15 protein-coding genes are annotated in these 15,927 nt (G+C 59.6%); 10 read left to right on the plus strand and 5 right to left on the minus strand.

Annotation, left to right across the window (positions count from 1 at the left end; all coding sequences use genetic code 11):
- Window positions 1-9: 9 nt before the first annotated feature.
- Both ACR9ZQ_RS27340 and ACR9ZQ_RS27345 read right to left on the minus strand, forming a co-directional pair.
- Window positions 10-1,086, minus strand: a complete 1,077-nt coding sequence (locus ACR9ZQ_RS27340; RefSeq protein ID WP_481429075.1) for a TraB/GumN family protein — start codon at window positions 1,084-1,086, stop codon at window positions 10-12.
- An 87-nt stretch (window positions 1,087-1,173) separates the two neighbouring features.
- A complete protein-coding gene (locus ACR9ZQ_RS27345; RefSeq protein ID WP_481429076.1) occupies window positions 1,174-2,109 on the minus strand; it encodes a tyrosine recombinase XerC in 936 nt (311 codons plus the stop codon).
- Window positions 2,110-2,252: 143 nt separating this feature from the next.
- Here ACR9ZQ_RS27345 and ACR9ZQ_RS27350 point away from each other — a divergent pair, with 143 nt between their 5' ends.
- The 10 genes from ACR9ZQ_RS27350 to ACR9ZQ_RS27395 all read left to right on the plus strand — a co-directional run bounded on the left by ACR9ZQ_RS27350 (window position 2,253) and on the right by ACR9ZQ_RS27395 (window position 12,478).
- Window positions 2,253-3,197, plus strand: a complete 945-nt coding sequence (locus tag ACR9ZQ_RS27350; protein ID WP_481429077.1) for a GNAT family N-acetyltransferase — start codon at window positions 2,253-2,255, stop codon at window positions 3,195-3,197.
- Between the two features lie 25 nt (window positions 3,198-3,222).
- Window positions 3,223-4,368, plus strand: a complete 1,146-nt coding sequence (locus ACR9ZQ_RS27355) for an AAA family ATPase (protein ID WP_481429078.1) — start codon at window positions 3,223-3,225, stop codon at window positions 4,366-4,368.
- 54 nt (window positions 4,369-4,422) lie between these two features.
- Window positions 4,423-6,639 (plus strand): primosomal protein N', encoded by a 2,217-nt coding sequence (locus ACR9ZQ_RS27360; RefSeq protein ID WP_481429079.1) that lies wholly within the window; start codon window positions 4,423-4,425, stop codon window positions 6,637-6,639.
- Between the two features lie 79 nt (window positions 6,640-6,718).
- Complete coding sequence (locus ACR9ZQ_RS27365; RefSeq protein ID WP_481429080.1) at window positions 6,719-7,108, plus strand: AGROH133_08824 family phage infection protein; 390 nt, start codon at window positions 6,719-6,721, stop codon at window positions 7,106-7,108.
- A gap of 255 nt (window positions 7,109-7,363) precedes the next feature.
- Window positions 7,364-7,930: a F0F1 ATP synthase subunit delta gene (locus ACR9ZQ_RS27370; protein ID WP_310385471.1), complete on the plus strand. Its 567-nt coding sequence runs from the start codon at window positions 7,364-7,366 to the stop codon at window positions 7,928-7,930.
- Entirely contained in the window at window positions 7,930-9,459 is a 1,530-nt protein-coding gene (gene atpA, locus ACR9ZQ_RS27375; protein ID WP_113324255.1) for a F0F1 ATP synthase subunit alpha, read from the plus strand. Before ACR9ZQ_RS27370 ends, atpA begins: the two co-directional genes overlap by 1 nt.
- A gap of 28 nt (window positions 9,460-9,487) precedes the next feature.
- The gene (locus ACR9ZQ_RS27380; protein ID WP_113324254.1) at window positions 9,488-10,372 is read left to right on the plus strand and encodes a F0F1 ATP synthase subunit gamma; all 885 of its coding nucleotides are present in this window, start codon (window positions 9,488-9,490) and stop codon (window positions 10,370-10,372) included.
- A gap of 23 nt (window positions 10,373-10,395) precedes the next feature.
- Window positions 10,396-11,832 carry a F0F1 ATP synthase subunit beta gene (atpD, locus tag ACR9ZQ_RS27385; protein ID WP_310384953.1) on the plus strand — a complete coding sequence of 479 codons (1,437 nt, stop codon included), beginning with the start codon at window positions 10,396-10,398 and terminating at the stop codon, window positions 11,830-11,832.
- Window positions 11,832-12,071: a hypothetical protein gene (locus tag ACR9ZQ_RS27390; protein WP_113324252.1), complete on the plus strand. Its 240-nt coding sequence runs from the start codon at window positions 11,832-11,834 to the stop codon at window positions 12,069-12,071. Before atpD ends, ACR9ZQ_RS27390 begins: the two co-directional genes overlap by 1 nt.
- Entirely contained in the window at window positions 12,071-12,478 is a 408-nt protein-coding gene (locus ACR9ZQ_RS27395) for a F0F1 ATP synthase subunit epsilon (RefSeq protein ID WP_113324251.1), read from the plus strand. Before ACR9ZQ_RS27390 ends, ACR9ZQ_RS27395 begins: the two co-directional genes overlap by 1 nt.
- Window positions 12,479-12,738: 260 nt before the next feature.
- Here the strand turns inward: ACR9ZQ_RS27395 and ACR9ZQ_RS27400 are convergent, their stop codons facing one another.
- From ACR9ZQ_RS27400 to ACR9ZQ_RS27410, 3 genes are all read right to left on the minus strand, one after another.
- Entirely contained in the window at window positions 12,739-13,476 is a 738-nt protein-coding gene (locus ACR9ZQ_RS27400) for a sugar transferase (protein ID WP_405049739.1), read from the minus strand.
- 161 nt (window positions 13,477-13,637) lie between these two features.
- Window positions 13,638-14,849 carry an acyltransferase family protein gene (locus ACR9ZQ_RS27405; RefSeq protein WP_481429081.1) on the minus strand — a complete coding sequence of 404 codons (1,212 nt, stop codon included), beginning with the start codon at window positions 14,847-14,849 and terminating at the stop codon, window positions 13,638-13,640.
- A 65-nt stretch (window positions 14,850-14,914) separates the two neighbouring features.
- The gene (locus ACR9ZQ_RS27410) at window positions 14,915-15,919 is read right to left on the minus strand and encodes an ABC transporter substrate-binding protein (RefSeq protein WP_310384945.1); all 1,005 of its coding nucleotides are present in this window, start codon (window positions 15,917-15,919) and stop codon (window positions 14,915-14,917) included.
- Window positions 15,920-15,927 lie beyond the last annotated feature (8 nt).

Genomic DNA, 15,927 nt, shown 5'->3' on the forward strand with positions numbered 1-15,927 from the left:
GGACGACGGTCAATTGACCGCCGTGACCGTGAAGCCCTGCTGACGCAGCAGTTCGATGACACCATCCTTGCCTGGGAGGTGCAGGGCACCGACAGCCATGAAGACGTTGCCTTTGGCGAGGATGGGGGCGGCGCGTTCGGCCATCACCTTGTTGCGGTCGAGGATGATGCGCTGTTCGAAGGCGGCGTAATCGCTGTCCTCATCGCTGCCTTCCGGCGATACGGTCTTCAGCATCGGCATGGTCATGCCGATATCGCCGGAGAGATAGGTGTCGGTCATGGTTTCGACAACGTCGTTCATCTTGCCGCCGAGTTCTAAGGTTTCGATCAGCGACTTCAGATGAAATTCGATCGGCAGCTCGGCCATGGCCTGCAGCTGCTCGGCCAGGGTTTCCAGCCCCTTGACCTGCTTGCCTTCAGCGGCCGCATCGGCAGCGATCTTCTGGTCGAGGAACTGCACTCCCTTGGCCTTGCGGGCGATCTCGCAGGCGGGAAGTGCCACGGCGCTCGCGATCATCCAGGGGCGCATGCGTGAAACGGCCGAGAGCGGGATGCCGCGCTGCTTCAGTCCGGCCTCGAGGCGGGTATAGTCCTCAGGCGAAAGAAGCTTTTCGATGGTCGTGCCGTCCGTGAACATCATCAGGTCCGGTCTCATCAGAAGTGATGCAGTGGCCTTCTTCTCATCGAGGATTTCGTCGGACTCGATGACAATCGTATCGGCACCGTCATGGGCTTCCTGCGCGCGGGGCGGCAGGTTCAAGACGCGTGGATCGGTGACGTGCATGGTGCCGAGCAGCCAGGAAGTTTTGAGGCCCAGTTTTTCGATCTTCCAGAAAACGCCTTTGCCGTTCGGTGTGGCATCTGCCTCTTTCACCGCTTCGGCATACCGCCCCGGTTCGTTCTGCTGAAGCTCCGTGAGCAGGTTCTTTCCGGTGCAGCTATCTTCGGCGGCATCGGCCGGCGTGACTGAAAAGACGACAGCGAGCAATGCGGCGGCAAGCAGCATGTGAAAGGCAGCGATCAGCCAGAGCAGGATATTGCCCGGCTGGGCGATATGGAAAGTGCGGTGGCCGATGGAGATCGTCATGATGGTAATCCGGTCACATGTGCTTCAAGCCTCATGCTCTACGCCGGGCTTGCGCATATTCCTTTAAGAGACAGCGTTAACGAAGGCTTACGCGCGCGGATGCGCCCTATCATACACCTCCAGAAGCCTTGATGCATCGACGCCGGTATAGACCTGCGTGGTGGAAAGGCTGGCATGGCCGAGCAACTCCTGAATGGTGCGCAGGTCACCGCCGCCGGCCAGCAGATGGGTTGCGAAGGAGTGGCGCAGCGCATGCGGGGTCGCCGTTTCCGGCAGCCCGAAGGCACTGCGCAATTTCTGCATGGCGCGCTGGATGATGGCAGGCTGCAGCTTACCGCTGCGGGCGCCGCGAAAGAGCGGCTCGCCTTCATCAAGACGAAAGGGGCAGAGCGTTCGGTATTTCTCAACGGCTTCGAAAACGATGGGCAACAACGGCACGAGGCGCGTCTTGTTGCCTTTACCGGTGATGCGCAGCGTGGTGGTGCCGGTCCTGATATCAGCAGGCGTCAGGTCGAGTGCTTCGGAAATGCGCAGGCCGCAACCGTAAAGCAGCGTCATAACGGCGGCATCGCGCGCGGCAATCCATGGCTCGTCATGGAGCTGGGCTTCATTGCTGACTACGGTGATGGCCTGTCTGTCTGAGAGAGGCTTCGGAAGAGATTTCGGTTGCTTCGGGGATCGCACGGCGCCGGCGCCCGCGGCATTCACGAGGCCCTTCTTTTCAAGGTGACGCAGAAAGGAGCGAATGCCGGCGAGATTGCGAGCAACCGAGCGAGCGCCGGAGCCCTCCTTGCGCCGGGCGGCCAGAAAGGCGCGGAAGTCTGCCGGGCGCAGCGTTTCGATATCGCGCAGCGTTGTCGGGCCACCGAGATGACCGGTCATGAAGGTCAGGAACTGACGCGTGTCACGCTCATAGGCATCGAGCGTATGTTCCGAAAGGCGCCGCTCCCGGGCAAGGTTTTCGAGCCAGGCGCTGCGTTCCGTCATCAGGTGCGGATCGGCGATGATCAGGAGTTCATTCATGATTTTGGCTCTTGAATTTGCTTTTGGTGACGCCAATTCTGAAACAGTGGCGTTATGGAATTGCTAATGCTTGCCAAGCCCTTGTCATGTATCGATCATAATTCATTGAGATAGCTTATAGCTTCCGTAAAACAGGAATTTTCATGGCACGGCGCGATTCCATGACGGCCTTTGGACAGCTCGCGGAAGCGATTGCCCTGGTTTCACACGGAAAGCCTGGCCATATCGTCGATACGCTGATCGCCGAGCGCGGACAGAAGATCGTCCGCCATCCTCTGTGGCCGCTCATGCGGCCGTTTCTCTATACGCTGCTGCGCTACAACAAGGCGATCGAATTCGCCAATGACGTTGCCAACATGCCGGGCTTCCAGTCGTTCGAATATATGAGCAACCTGCTGAAGCTCGATATCAACGTCACCAATGCCGAGCGCATTCCGGCATCCGGCGGTTTCATACTCGTCAGCAATCATCCGACCGGCATTGCCGATGGCGTGGCGGTGTTCGATCTCCTGAAGACGCGCCGCCCGGATATGATGTTCTTCGCCAACCGCGATGCGGTGCGCGTCAACCCACGCTTTGCGGAGATGATCATCCCGGTCGAATGGCGCGAGGAATTCAAGAGCAAGCTCAAGGCGCGCGAGACGCTGCAGCTGACCAACCATGCGGTGAAGGAGGGCAAGGCGACCGTGCTCTTCCCTTCGGGCCGTATCGCCTATTGGGCAAATGGGCGATTGAACGAGCGGCCGTGGAAAACCTCCGCCGTCGGCCTTGCCCGTAAATACGGTTTGCCGATCCTCCCTGTTCACATGACAGCGCGCAATTCCGGGCTTTTCTACTGGTTTGCCAAATGGTCGAACGAACTGCGCGACATGACGGTCTTCTATGAACTTCTGAACAAGAAGAGTGACCGCTTCGATTTCGTCATCGGCAATCTCATTCCCGCCGAAGAGCTCGACGGTGATCTGAACGAGGTGACGAAGGCGCTTGAAAGGCACACGGTCTACGACATGGCGGCCGATGGGGACTCACGCTTCGTGCCCGTGTCCCGGCAACTGTTGCCGGAGCCTGTTGCGGCCCATTCTTTTTAGCGTTGCTTTGCGCTAAAGCGAAGACATGCGTCTTCGCTCCATGTTTGCCAAGAATTACCGGTCACTGCGCTCGATCCGCATGGATCTGGCGGATACGACGCTGTTTCTCGGCGAGAACGGCGCCGGCAAGTCCAATCTCTATCGTGCGCTGCAGCTTGTGCAGTCGGCGGTTCGCGGGCGGCTGGCTTATGAACTTGCTGCCGAAGGCGGGATGCTCTCGGCTCTCTGGTCCGGGCCACGCCGCACATCCGATGGGCCAGCTCGAATCCGCCTGGAAGTTGAGATCATCGACGAGGAGCGCGCAGTCACGTTCCGATATTATGTCGAAGCGGGGTTGCGCCCACCGAAGGCCGCTGCGGGCTTTGCGCTCGAACCGCAGATCAAAGCTGAAGAGCTTTCCGTCGAAACCGGCCGCCGCGCGGTGGCGATGATAAAGCGGTCCGGTCCAGGCATCTCCGTTCGCGATGGTGCCGGGCGCATGCAGGCCTATCCAGACGAGGCGCTGACATCCGAAACGGCGATCGCCCTGCTCGGGGATGCCGGCCATTTCCCCGAGGTTGCCGCCTTCCGTCGCATCGTCAACAATTGGCGCTTCTTTCACGGTTTTCGCACTGACAGGGCTTCTCCGCTTCGCCATCCCTGCCTTGCCGTCACCAGTCCCATGCTAGATGAGGATGGTGCCAATCTCGCCGCCGTCTTTGCGACGATTGCCCACACGCGGCAGGATACGGCCGAGCTCGATCGCATCCTGGCATCGGCGCTCGGCGGCGCAAGGCTTGTCGTGCCTGAGCCGGGCGAGACAGCGGAGTTCGGCCTAGTGCTGCCGGATTTCCCGCACCGCGTCTTCCATCCGCGTGAACTGTCTGATGGGCAGATTCGCTTCCTCGGTCTTGCCGCCGCACTGCTTTCTTATCGGCTGCCAGCACTCATCGCCCTGAACGAACCGGAGGCGAGCCTGCATCCCGATATGCTGGTGCCGCTCGCCGATATGATCGCCGAAGCGTCAAAGAGCAGCCAGGTCTGGATCGTCACCCATTCGGTGCAACTGGCAGAGGCGGTGCGCGAACGCTGCGGCGTTCGTCCGCGAAAGGTCATTCGTGAGAATGGCGCCACGTGGATCGAAGGCATGCGGTTGACGGGAACGATCGCTGGTGAAGAAGATGATGATTAACCCTCGTTGTCGGCGGGTTCCATTTTACGGCCGTTGCGGGCATGGTCTGCCGCGATGAGCACAGATTCGTCCGATCTCTTTGGCGCGCTTTTCGAGGCCCCGCCCGCGAACCGCACGGTTCCGGTGCTGGTACCGATGCCGGCGCCAAGGCCCTATTCCTATTCGGTGCCTGAAGGCATGGCAGTCGAGCCCGGCTCGGTGGTGCAGGTGCCGCTTGGGCCGCGCCAGGTGATCGGTGTCGTCTGGGATGGCGGCGAAGATGGGGTGGATCCAAAGAAGCTCAGGCCCATCACCCATGTCTTCGATTGCCCGCCACTGACCAAGGAGATGCGGGATTTCATCGACTGGGTCGCCGCCTATACGCTTTCCCCACCCGGATTGGTGGCGCGCATGGCGCTGAGGGCGCCGAATGCCTTCGAGCCGGAGCCGATGGTGGAAGGGTTGCGTTTCATCGGCGGTGAGCCGGCGCGGATGACACCGGCACGCGCACGCGTGCTCGACACCGCCGCGGACGGGTTGTCCTGGACGCGGACCGGTCTTGCCCATGCTGCCGGTGTTTCCACCAGCGTTGTCGACGGGCTGATTGCACAAGGCATTTTCGAGACGATCTTCCTACCGCCGCCACCTGTCGTCGCCGAGCCTGATCCGGACTTTACCGGTGCCCGCCTCGAAGGTCCGCAGAAGGAGGCGGCCGAAGAAATTCTGGACGAAGTGCGCAAGGGCGAATTCGCGGTTTCGCTGATCGACGGCGTGACCGGTTCCGGCAAGACGGAAGTCTATTTCGAGGCGATCGCCGAGACGCTGAGGCGCGGCAAACAGGTACTGATCTTGCTGCCGGAGATCGCGCTTACCGCAAGTTTTCTCGAACGCTTCCAGGATCGGTTCGGCGCGAAACCTGCCGAATGGCATTCCGATCTTGCCCCGCGCACTCGCGAAAAGGTGTGGAGGCAGGCGGTAACGGGAGAGGTGCGGGTCGTTGCCGGCGCGCGTTCGGCGCTGTTCCTGCCTTTCGAAGATCTCGGCCTCATCATTGTCGATGAAGAGCATGATCCTGCCTATAAGCAGGAAGACCGCGTCTACTACAACGCGCGTGACATGGCGGTCGTTAGGGCGCGGATCGGCGATTTTCCCGTAGTACTCGTTTCGGCGACGCCTTCGGTCGAAAGCCAGGTCAACGGCCAGAGCGGTCGCTACAGCACGATCCATCTGCCGACGCGTTTCGGCGATGCCGCGCTGCCCGACCTGCATCTGGTCGACATGCGGCGCCATGCGCCGGAACGCGGCGGTTTTCTGTCGCCGGTCCTGGTCCGCGCGATCGGCAAGACGGTTGAAAAGGGCGAGCAGGCCCTGCTCTTCCTCAATCGCCGCGGCTACGCTCCGCTGACGCTCTGCCGTGTGTGCGGCCATCGTTTCCAGTGCCCGCAATGTTCGAGCTGGCTGGTGGAGCATCGCTTCCGCCGGCAGCTGCAATGCCATCAGTGCGGCCATTCCGAGCCGACGCCGGAGGCTTGCCCGGAATGCGGGACACTCGACCATCTCGTCGCCTGCGGTCCGGGCGTGGAGCGCATCGCCGAGGAGGTGGAACGGCATTTTCCGGATGCGCGCACCATCGTGCTCTCTTCCGACATCATGGGCGGAGTGAAGCGGCTGCGGCTGGAGCTCGATGCCATCGCCAAGGGCGAGGCCGATATCGTTATAGGCACCCAGCTTGTCGCGAAGGGGCACAACTTTCCGCTGATGACGCTGGTCGGCATTGTCGACGCGGATCTCGGGCTCGCGAATGGCGACCCTCGCGCAGCGGAGCGGACCTTTCAGCTTCTGTCACAGGTTACGGGCCGCGCCGGTCGAACGGGCCTGAAGAGCCATGGCCTGCTGCAGACCTATCAGCCGCAGCATCCTGTCATGCAGGCAATCGTCTCCGGCGATGCGCGGGCTTTCTATGATCGTGAAATCGGCGAGCGGGAACGCGCTGCCCTGCCGCCCTTCGGCAGGCTCGCCTCGATCATCGTATCGGCAGACACGCGGCAGGATGCGGAAAACCATGCGCGCGGCATGCGCAACGCCGCGCCGCAGATTTCGGGCATTTCCGTTCTAGGGCCGGCGGAGGCGCCGTTGGCGCTGGTGCGTGGGCGCCATCGTTTCCGCCTCCTCGTGCATGGGCGCCGGAATTCCGACATGCAGGCCTATCTCAGGGCATTGCTCGCACAAGCGCCGAAGGAGCGCGGATCGGTTCAGGTGCAGCTCGATATCGATCCGCAGAGCTTCCTGTAGATCGTTACAGCCTCAGCGTTTCCGGATGTCGCTGATCATGGCATAAACGCAGAATCAGCTGATGATTTGGGGTTGAGGCATGGAATTCTACTTTCCGACGGAATTTGGCGAGCAGCTTGCCTTTGGTGCTGCGGCCTTCACCGCGCTTGCTGGCTTCATCATCATGTTCGCCCCCGGTCTTGCCATGCGGGCCTTCGGTCTGGCACCACGGGGCGAGCGGCGTGAGGGTTACAGCGAAGTTCGATCGATGGGCGGCCTCTATCTTGGTCTCGGGGTTGCCGCGATCATGCTGGCGCAGGACTGGACCTATCTGGCGCTCGGAGCTTCCTTCGCGATGGCTGCTTTTGCGCGCATCATCTCCATCCTTTCTGATAAGGGGAGTACGCTCCTTAATTATTTACTTCTGGTTGTGCAGGCGGTCGTAGCCGCATTGCCCCTGCTTCATGTGTTCGGCTTCCTTCAGAGCTGATCCAGAGCTGAAAATAAAGCGTTTCGCAGGCCGCTTTCGGGCGTTTCGGCAATTTTGCTGATAGAAAATCATGCGAATGGCGTATTCGGGCGTTACGCGTGTTGCGAGTCCGGACATCCTATGTTAGACGGACCCCGAATTTCGGAAGAAGCAAGAGGCTTCTCTTGCGATTTCTGGGGGAAATCAAAACGAATTCAAAGTCATAGGTTCGGCGCCCGCCGAAAGTCGGATTTTGAATTGAAATCAGGGAAATTTGTGCCCGTGGCAGACACGTCCCAGCTTACTTCTGGTGTTGCAGAGCGCTATGCCTCGTCGCTTTTCGAGCTGGCGCTCGAAGAAGGCGCCGTCGACAGCGTTACCGCTGATCTCGATCGTTTCCAGGCCATGCTGGACGAAAGCGAAGACCTGAAGCGCTTTGTCCTGAGCCCGGTCTTTTCCGCAGAAGATCAACTCAAGGCCATCATCGCTCTCAGCGAAAAGGCTGGTCTCTCTGGCTTCTTTGTCAATTTCCTGAAGGTCGTGGCGCGTAACCGCCGCCTGTTTGCCCTGCCGGGCATGATCAAGGCCTTCCGCATCATTGCCGCCAACCATCGCGGCGAAATTTCTGCCGAAGTCACTTCGGCCCATGCTCTCTCCGTAGAGCAGGAAAATGAATTGAAGGTGGCGCTGAAGGGCGTCACCGGCAAAGACGTGGCAATTGCTGTCACGGTTGATCCGTCAATTCTTGGTGGTCTGATCGTCAAGGTCGGGTCCCGTCAGATTGATACGTCTCTTCGTACCAAACTCTCTACCCTTAAGCTTGCATTGAAAGAGGTCGGCTGATGGATATCCGCGCTGCGGAAATTTCCGCAATTCTTAAAGACCAGATCAAGAACTTCGGCAAAGAGGCAGAAGTCTCGGAAGTCGGCCAGGTTCTCTCCGTTGGTGACGGTATCGCTCGCGTTTACGGCCTGGACAATGTTCAGGCTGGTGAAATGGTCGAGTTCCCCGGCGGCATCCGCGGCATGGCGCTGAACCTTGAATCCGACAATGTCGGTGTCGTTATTTTCGGCTCCGACCGCGACATCAAGGAAGGCGACACTGTCAAGCGTACCGGCGCGATCGTCGACGTTCCGGTCGGTCCGGAACTGCTCGGCCGCGTTGTCGACGCTCTCGGCAACCCGATCGACGGCAAGGGCCCGATCAATGCGACCCGCCGTTCGCGCGTCGACATCAAGGCTCCGGGCATCATTCCGCGCAAGTCGGTCCATGAGCCGATGTCAACCGGCCTCAAGGCCATCGACGCGCTCATCCCGGTTGGTCGCGGCCAGCGCGAGCTCGTCATCGGCGACCGCCAGACCGGCAAGACCGCGATCCTTCTCGACGCGTTCCTCAACCAGAAGGCCATCCATGACAACGGTCCGGAAGGCGAAAAGCTTTACTGCGTCTACGTCGCCGTCGGCCAGAAGCGTTCGACCGTCGCGCAGTTCGTCAAGGTGCTCGAAGAACGTGGCGCACTGAAGTATTCGATCATCGTCGCTGCGACCGCTTCCGATCCGGCGCCGATGCAGTTCCTGGCTCCGTTTGCCGGCTGCGCCATGGGCGAATATTTCCGTGATAACGGCATGCATGCGCTGATCGGTTATGACGACCTGTCCAAACAGGCCGTTTCCTACCGTCAGATGTCGCTGCTGCTGCGCCGCCCGCCGGGCCGCGAAGCTTATCCGGGTGACGTTTTCTACCTGCACTCGCGTCTTCTCGAGCGCGCTGCAAAGATGAACGACGACAAGGGCGCCGGTTCGCTGACCGCTCTGCCGGTCATCGAAACCCAGGGTAACGACGTTTCGGCCTTCATTCCGACCAATGTGATCTCGATCACCGACGGCCAGATCTTCCTCGAAACCGACCTGTTCTATCAGGGTATCCGTCCGGCCGTTAACGTCGGTCTGTCGGTTTCCCGCGTCGGTTCCTCGGCTCAGATCAAGGCCATGAAGCAGGTTGCCGGCTCGATCAAGGGCGAACTTGCCCAGTATCGCGAAATGGCTGCCTTCGCCCAGTTCGGTTCGGACCTTGACGCTGCTACCCAGCGCCTGCTGAACCGCGGTGCACGCCTGACCGAGCTCCTGAAGCAGCCGCAGTTTTCGCCGCTGAAGACGGAAGAGCAGGTCGCCGTGATCTTCGCAGGCGTCAATGGTTACCTCGACAAGCTGCCGGTCACTCAGGTCGGCAAGTTCGAACAGGGCCTGTTGTCCTATCTGCGTTCGGAAGGCTCTGCCATCCTCGATGCGATCCGCACGGAAAAGGCTATCAGCGACGCTACGAAGGGCAAGCTCGTTGCTGCTCTCGACAGCTTCGCCAAGTCTTTCCAGTAATCAGGCCCTAGGTTAGGACGGATAGCGGATGCCTTCACTTAAGGATCTGAAAAACCGGATCGCCTCCGTCAAGGCGACGCAGAAGATCACCAAGGCGATGAAGATGGTCGCCGCGGCGAAGCTTCGGCGTGCGCAGGAGGCGGCCGAGGCCGCCCGGCCTTATTCGCAGCGTATGGGTGCGGTCCTGGCGAATATCGCCAAGGCCGTTACCGATGCGGACGGCGCGCCGGTCCTGATGACCGGTACGGGCAAGGATCAGGTACACCTGCTCGTCGTCTGCACGGCCGAACGCGGCCTGTGTGGCGGCTTCAATTCGCAGATTGCTCGCTTTGCTCGCGATCACGTTCGCAAGCTGGTCGCCGAAGGCAAGACTGTGAAGATCTTCACCGTCGGCAAGAAGGGCTATGACATCCTGCGTCGCGAATTCGCGTCGCTGATCGTCGAGCGCAAGGAACTGCGCGAAGTCAAGAAGATCGGTTTCGAGAATGCCGATCAGATCGGCAAGCGTATCATCGAGATGTATGAAGCCGGTGAGTTCGACGTTTGCACGCTGTTCTACTCGGAATTCAAGTCGGTGATCAGCCAGATCCCAACCGCGCAGCAGCTCATCCCGGCCAAGGCTCCCGAAGCTGTCACCGAAGATGCAGCCCATGCTGGTGCCGTCTATGAATACGAGCCGGACCCGGCGTCGATCCTGGACGAGCTGATCCCGCGCAACATCTCTGTCCAGATCTTCCGAGCTCTCCTTGAGAACGTTGCGGGCGAAATGGGTGCAAAGATGAGCGCGATGGACAATGCGACGCGCAATGCTGGTGAGATGATCAACAAGCTGACGTTGAGCTACAACCGTCAGCGTCAGGCTCAGATCACCAAGGAACTGATTGAAATCATTTCGGGCGCGGAAGCGCTCTGAGGTTAGGAAAAGAGGGTCAGAAAATGGCTGAGGCAGCTACCCCCAAGACCGGCTCTGTCGGCAGAGTCACACAGGTTATCGGCGCCGTCGTTGACGTTGCTTTCGAAGGCGAACTGCCGAAGATCCTGAATGCGCTGGAAACCGACAACAACGGCAACCGTCTGGTTCTCGAAGTTGCTCAGCACCTCGGCGAAAACGTAGTCCGTACCATTGCGATGGACTCGTCCGAAGGTCTTGTTCGCGGTCAGAAAGTCACTGATACCGGTGCTCCGATCATGGTTCCGGTCGGTAACGAGACGCTCGGCCGTATCATGAACGTCATCGGTGAGCCGGTCGACGAAGCTGGTCCGTTGGTTACCGCTCACAAGCGTTCGATCCACCAGGACGCTCCGGCTTACGTCGATCAGTCCACGGAAGCGCAGATCCTTGTCACCGGCATCAAGGTCGTCGACCTTCTCGCGCCTTACGCACGCGGCGGCAAGATCGGCCTTTTCGGTGGTGCAGGCGTCGGCAAGACCGTTCTCATCATGGAACTGATCAACAACGTTGCCAAGGCGCATGGTGGTTACTCGGTTTTCGCAGGGGTCGGTGAACGCACCCGCGAAGGCAACGACCTCTACCACGAAATGATCGAATCGAATGTCAACAAGCACGGCGGTGGCGAAGGTTCCAAGGCTGCGCTCGTTTACGGCCAGATGAACGAACCGCCGGGCGCTCGCGCTCGCGTCGCTCTGACCGGTCTGACGGTTGCAGAACACTTCCGCGACCAGGGCCAGGACGTTCTGTTCTTCGTCGACAACATCTTCCGCTTCACGCAGGCTGGCTCGGAAGTGTCGGCTCTGCTCGGCCGTATTCCTTCGGCCGTGGGTTATCAGCCGACGCTCGCAACCGACATGGGTCAGATGCAGGAACGCATCACCACGACGACGACGGGCTCGATCACCTCGGTTCAGGCCATTTACGTTCCGGCCGACGACTTGACCGACCCGGCACCGGCAACCTCGTTTGCTCACCTGGACGCAACGACCGTTCTGTCGCGTTCGATCGCTGAAAAGGGCATCTACCCGGCCGTCGATCCGCTTGACTCCACGTCGCGCATGCTCGACCCGATGGTTGTCGGCGAAGAGCATTACGAAGTGGCCCGCAAGGTCCAGTCGACGCTGCAGCGCTACAAGGCCCTGCAGGACATCATCGCGATCCTTGGCATGGACGAACTGTCCGAAGAGGACAAGATTGCCGTTGCCCGCGCCCGCAAGATCGAGCGCTTCCTGTCGCAGCCATTCTTTGTTGCCGAAGTCTTCACCGGCTCGCCGGGCAAGCTCGTTGCTCTCGAAGACACGATCAAGGGCTTCAAGGGCCTCGTCAACGGCGAGTACGACCATCTGCCGGAAGCAGCCTTTTACATGGTTGGTTCGATGGACGAAGCTGTCGAGAAAGCCAAGAAGCTCGCAGCAGCTTGATGAGCGACGCTCAGGACGAGATATTCTGCTGCGACACCCTCAAAAGTGTCGTGGCAGAGCTTCCTGAACCGGCAGCGCCGACCATCTACCGTGCCGATAACGGCGTGATGATGATGGTCGTCGGGTTGGCTCAGAGCGAGGAAGGCCTCGGTTATCTCGACCATGCGATAATGCACTGCCCGTTCTGCGGGACCAAACTGCAAGATGCAGAAGCCATAGCCGAGAAGGTAAGTCACTGATGGCTGACAATTTCAACTTTGAGCTCGTTTCGCCGGAGCGTCTGCTGCTGTCGGAGATGGTGACCGAGGTCGTCATTCCCGCGACCGAAGGCGAAATGACTGTTATGGCCAACCATGCTCCGACGATGACGACCATCAAGCCGGGTATCGTGAGCGTGCGTTCCGGTTCCGGATCGAAGCAGGATTACGTCGTGTTCGGCGGTTTCGCCGACATCCTGCCGACTGGCTGCACGCTGCTTGCCGAATCCGCTGTTCCGGTCCAAGAGCTCAACAAGGATGAACTCACTCGCCGCATCGAAGCTGCGAAGAAGGAACTCGAAGATGCCGAGCATCACGAGCACAAGTCCAGGCTAGAGCACTTCATCATGGAACTGACCCACCTGCGCGGTGTCGTCCAGCAGGACTGATCGGCTCGGCCCGAGATAAACACAGTGAGAAAAGCGGCTTTCAAGGCCGCTTTTTCTTTTTGCCAAGCCGCTGCAACGGGGCTCAGCCATTCGCCATGCAGAGAACCGCATGGAGGCGAGCTGAGACATCCTGGAAAGTTTCTTGATGCAGAGGAGGCAGTTCTTATCACGGCGAAGGCTGCTGTTTCCACCCGGACCACGGAAACGAAAACAGGCGGCTTTTGACTGCCTGTGCCGGAGATTTCCTTAGCAGGACCTTCTTAGAAGCCAGTGCCACCGCGTAGTTCGGACAGCAGCGTGCCGAACAGGATCTTCATATCCAGCCAGAGGCTGAAATTTCTGATGTAATAGATATCGCTGGCGATGCGGGCTCGTGCCTCTGTCGGGCGCCCTGTCGGACCGCGCCAGCCGCGCGTCTGGGCGAGGCCGGTAATGCCCGGCCGCATCAGATGGCGATAATGATATTCGGGCACCAGTTCTTCGTAGAGCATGCCGGCCGCGCGCATGTTGATAGCATGGCAGCGGGGGCCGACGAGCGACATATCGCCTTTGATGACGTTGAGGAGTTGCGGCAGCTCGTCGATGTTGGTCTTGCGCAGGAATGCGCCGATCCGCGTCACGCGCCGGTCATCCTTGACTGTCTGTTCGATGCCGGTGGGATCGCAGAGATCCGCACGCATGGAGCGGAACTTGTAGACGGTGATCTTGCTGCCCTTCAGGCCCCAGCGAATCTGCCGGAAAAATACCGGCCCGCCATCATCGATCACGATGAGAAGCGCAATCGTCAGAAGTACGGGAAACAGGATGACCAGCGCGCCTGTTGCACCGAAAATGTCGAAAGCTCTCTTCAAGCCGAGCTGAAGCCTGTTCCGGCCATCCAAAGAGACAAAGCTTTCCGGCTGGCGAATGTTGGAATTCGCTGCGTCGAGAGCCATCATCTTCACTGCTTTTGCAGAGAAGGCCGTGTCTTGGAGCTTATTTGAAGTAAACACGTTCATTAAGCAACGTCCGTGGAAATACTCGCATATTGCGTCGCGCTGGCACAAATACATGGACGGGATTGATTTGTCACTCGCTTCCTCAATGTTTTCGTAACCATAACAGAGCCAAATTTGGGAGTATTTCGAATATGTTCCTGATATTTTTGGTTGGTTGGGAATTAACTATATTGAGTAATGGCTGAATTCTTGCGCGTTATGCGTGCGGCGCGCCGTATTGCCTGTCGTTCGACAGCGAAATAGCTGAAGCTTGCGAGAAGAAAAGTGATCGCCGTCGCAAAGATGCAGCCGATAAACCAGTCCCGTAGCGGATGATCTTCGCCGATGCCGAATATGGCCGGAGAGATCGTCTGCATCGAGGTTAGAACGATGTCCTGCCAGATATAGATGCCGAATGAGACGGTTGCCGTGAAGCGCATGAAGGTATTGTCGAGCAATGCCGCAAGCAGCACGGAGCGTGAGAGGGCCACAAGCGCAACAGCGATCATCGCCGGAAACAGCGGAAAGGCGTAGGGGATTCCGAGCCATCCATAGGCTTCCCAAGGTCCGCCTGTTGAAAGCGGCAGCTGGGAGCCGGCGGTGACCAGGCAGGCAAGCGCAACGATGTCAAACCAGATCTGATGCTTTCGCGGCAACATGATCTGAATGCCGGCTGCGAGCGTACCGAGCGCAAAGACGGCGAAGAAGCCGAGGGGATTATAGTTCGGCATCCACTCCTTCGCGCCGCCCTGCATGCCATATTGCCAGCCACGATCAATCTCGTTGGGGGGAACAAGCGTGCGGAAGGTCTCGTGGGCAAGCAGCGTCACGGCAATGATGCCGAACCAGGCAAGGCGCGTGACGAGCGGAGAACGGCGTTTTTCCGGGATAGCGAAAAGCCAGAGGAAGCCAAGCGGCAGCAGCACGTAGCTCGTTACTTCGAAAGATATGGACCAGAGCGGGCCGTTGCCTTCGACAGGAAAAAAGGTGCGCCAGTGCCATTGGCTCATGAAGAAGAGACCGCTGACATAGCGCATAACAAGTTCCGGCGTCAGTGCGTGCCCGAGCAGAGTAATGCTGAGGATGAAGCCCGCCGTCAGAGCCACCCAATAACCGGGCACGATGCGGGCCGCGCGACGCAGCACATAGGTGCGCAGGTCAGGCATGGCGCAACCGGCATCAAGGGAACGCCAGAACGGCAAGGCCAGCAGGAAACCGCTGAGGATGAAGAAGATGGCGACGCCGAAATTGCCGAAGCGCAGGGCGGTCAGCGTCGGCCGCAATCCTTCGGTCTTGTTGAGGTCGATGCGCAGAATGAGATGGTGGATAAGGACAAGCAGGCAGGCGGCTGCACGCAAGAAATCCGCTCCGGCCACCCGGTCCTGCTGCTGCATGTCACTCCCTCGCTCCTTGCCGGACTTTGCAGCGGAAAGCTGCTGCCGGCAAGGGCAGGGTCATCTCAGCCAAGCAGATCGTTGGTGTAATAGCCGGAAAAATCGGGCTTTTCCTTCAACGCCGCACCATTGGCATCAAGCAGGATGCCATGGTCGAACAGGAAAGCGCCGATCGCTTCGGCCTTGGCCGGATCGATGATGCCGATCGTGCCATTGTCGCCCTTGAGGAAATGGCCTTCGACCAGCGCCTTTTGCGATGCCTTGACCAGTTCGGTATTCAGCAACGCGCCGTTGCTGCCGGCAATCAGGAGGTCACAGGCCTCGTCCGGATTATCGACCGAATAGGCGTAACCCTTGAGCGTTGCCTGGATGAAGGCGCGGGCATTTTGCGGATTGGCCGAGAGATAGGCGTCACTGGAAGCGATCGCGGTCGTCTGTTCGTCAGGTATGCCGTAATCGCTATAGCGCCAGCGGCCGACCTGCCGGTTCTCCAGTTGGGCCGCGATGCCCTCCCAGGTGTAGATTTCCAGCGTGAAGTCCACGGCGCCGTTATCGAGCGCCTCATAGGCCGAGGTGCCGAGCGTGACATTCTGGAAGGTTCCCTTGCCGCCGTCGTTGCGGATCATCGCGGAGACGAGCGCCTCCTCCCATGCGCCGCCGAAGCCGCCATAGGTTTTTCCGTCCAGGTCCTTGGGGCTTTTGATATCGTTGCGGCCGCCCTTGAAGATCAGCCTGCCGGTTTCCGTCTGCACGACGGCATACACGAGTTTCACATCAGCGCCGGCGGCGCGCTGGGTAAAGGTCTCGATCTCTCCGCAAATGCCGAAATCGGCAACGCCGTTCGCGACCAGCGTGCCAGCGCTGGTATCGGCATAGGGCAGGATCTCGACATCGAGGCCGGCGGCCTCATAGAAGCCCTTCGCCTTGGCGACATAGATGCCGATATGATTGGTGTTCGGCGTCCAGTCGAGCGCGATACGCACCTTGGCGGCGGATTGGGCGAAGGCAGCACGGCCGGCGAGGCTTGCGGCCATGGCGGCAAAAAGGGTTTGTCGGCGGGTGAGAAGCATCGGGACCT

Source organism: Rhizobium sp. KNZ14-9A (assembly GCF_056755015.1).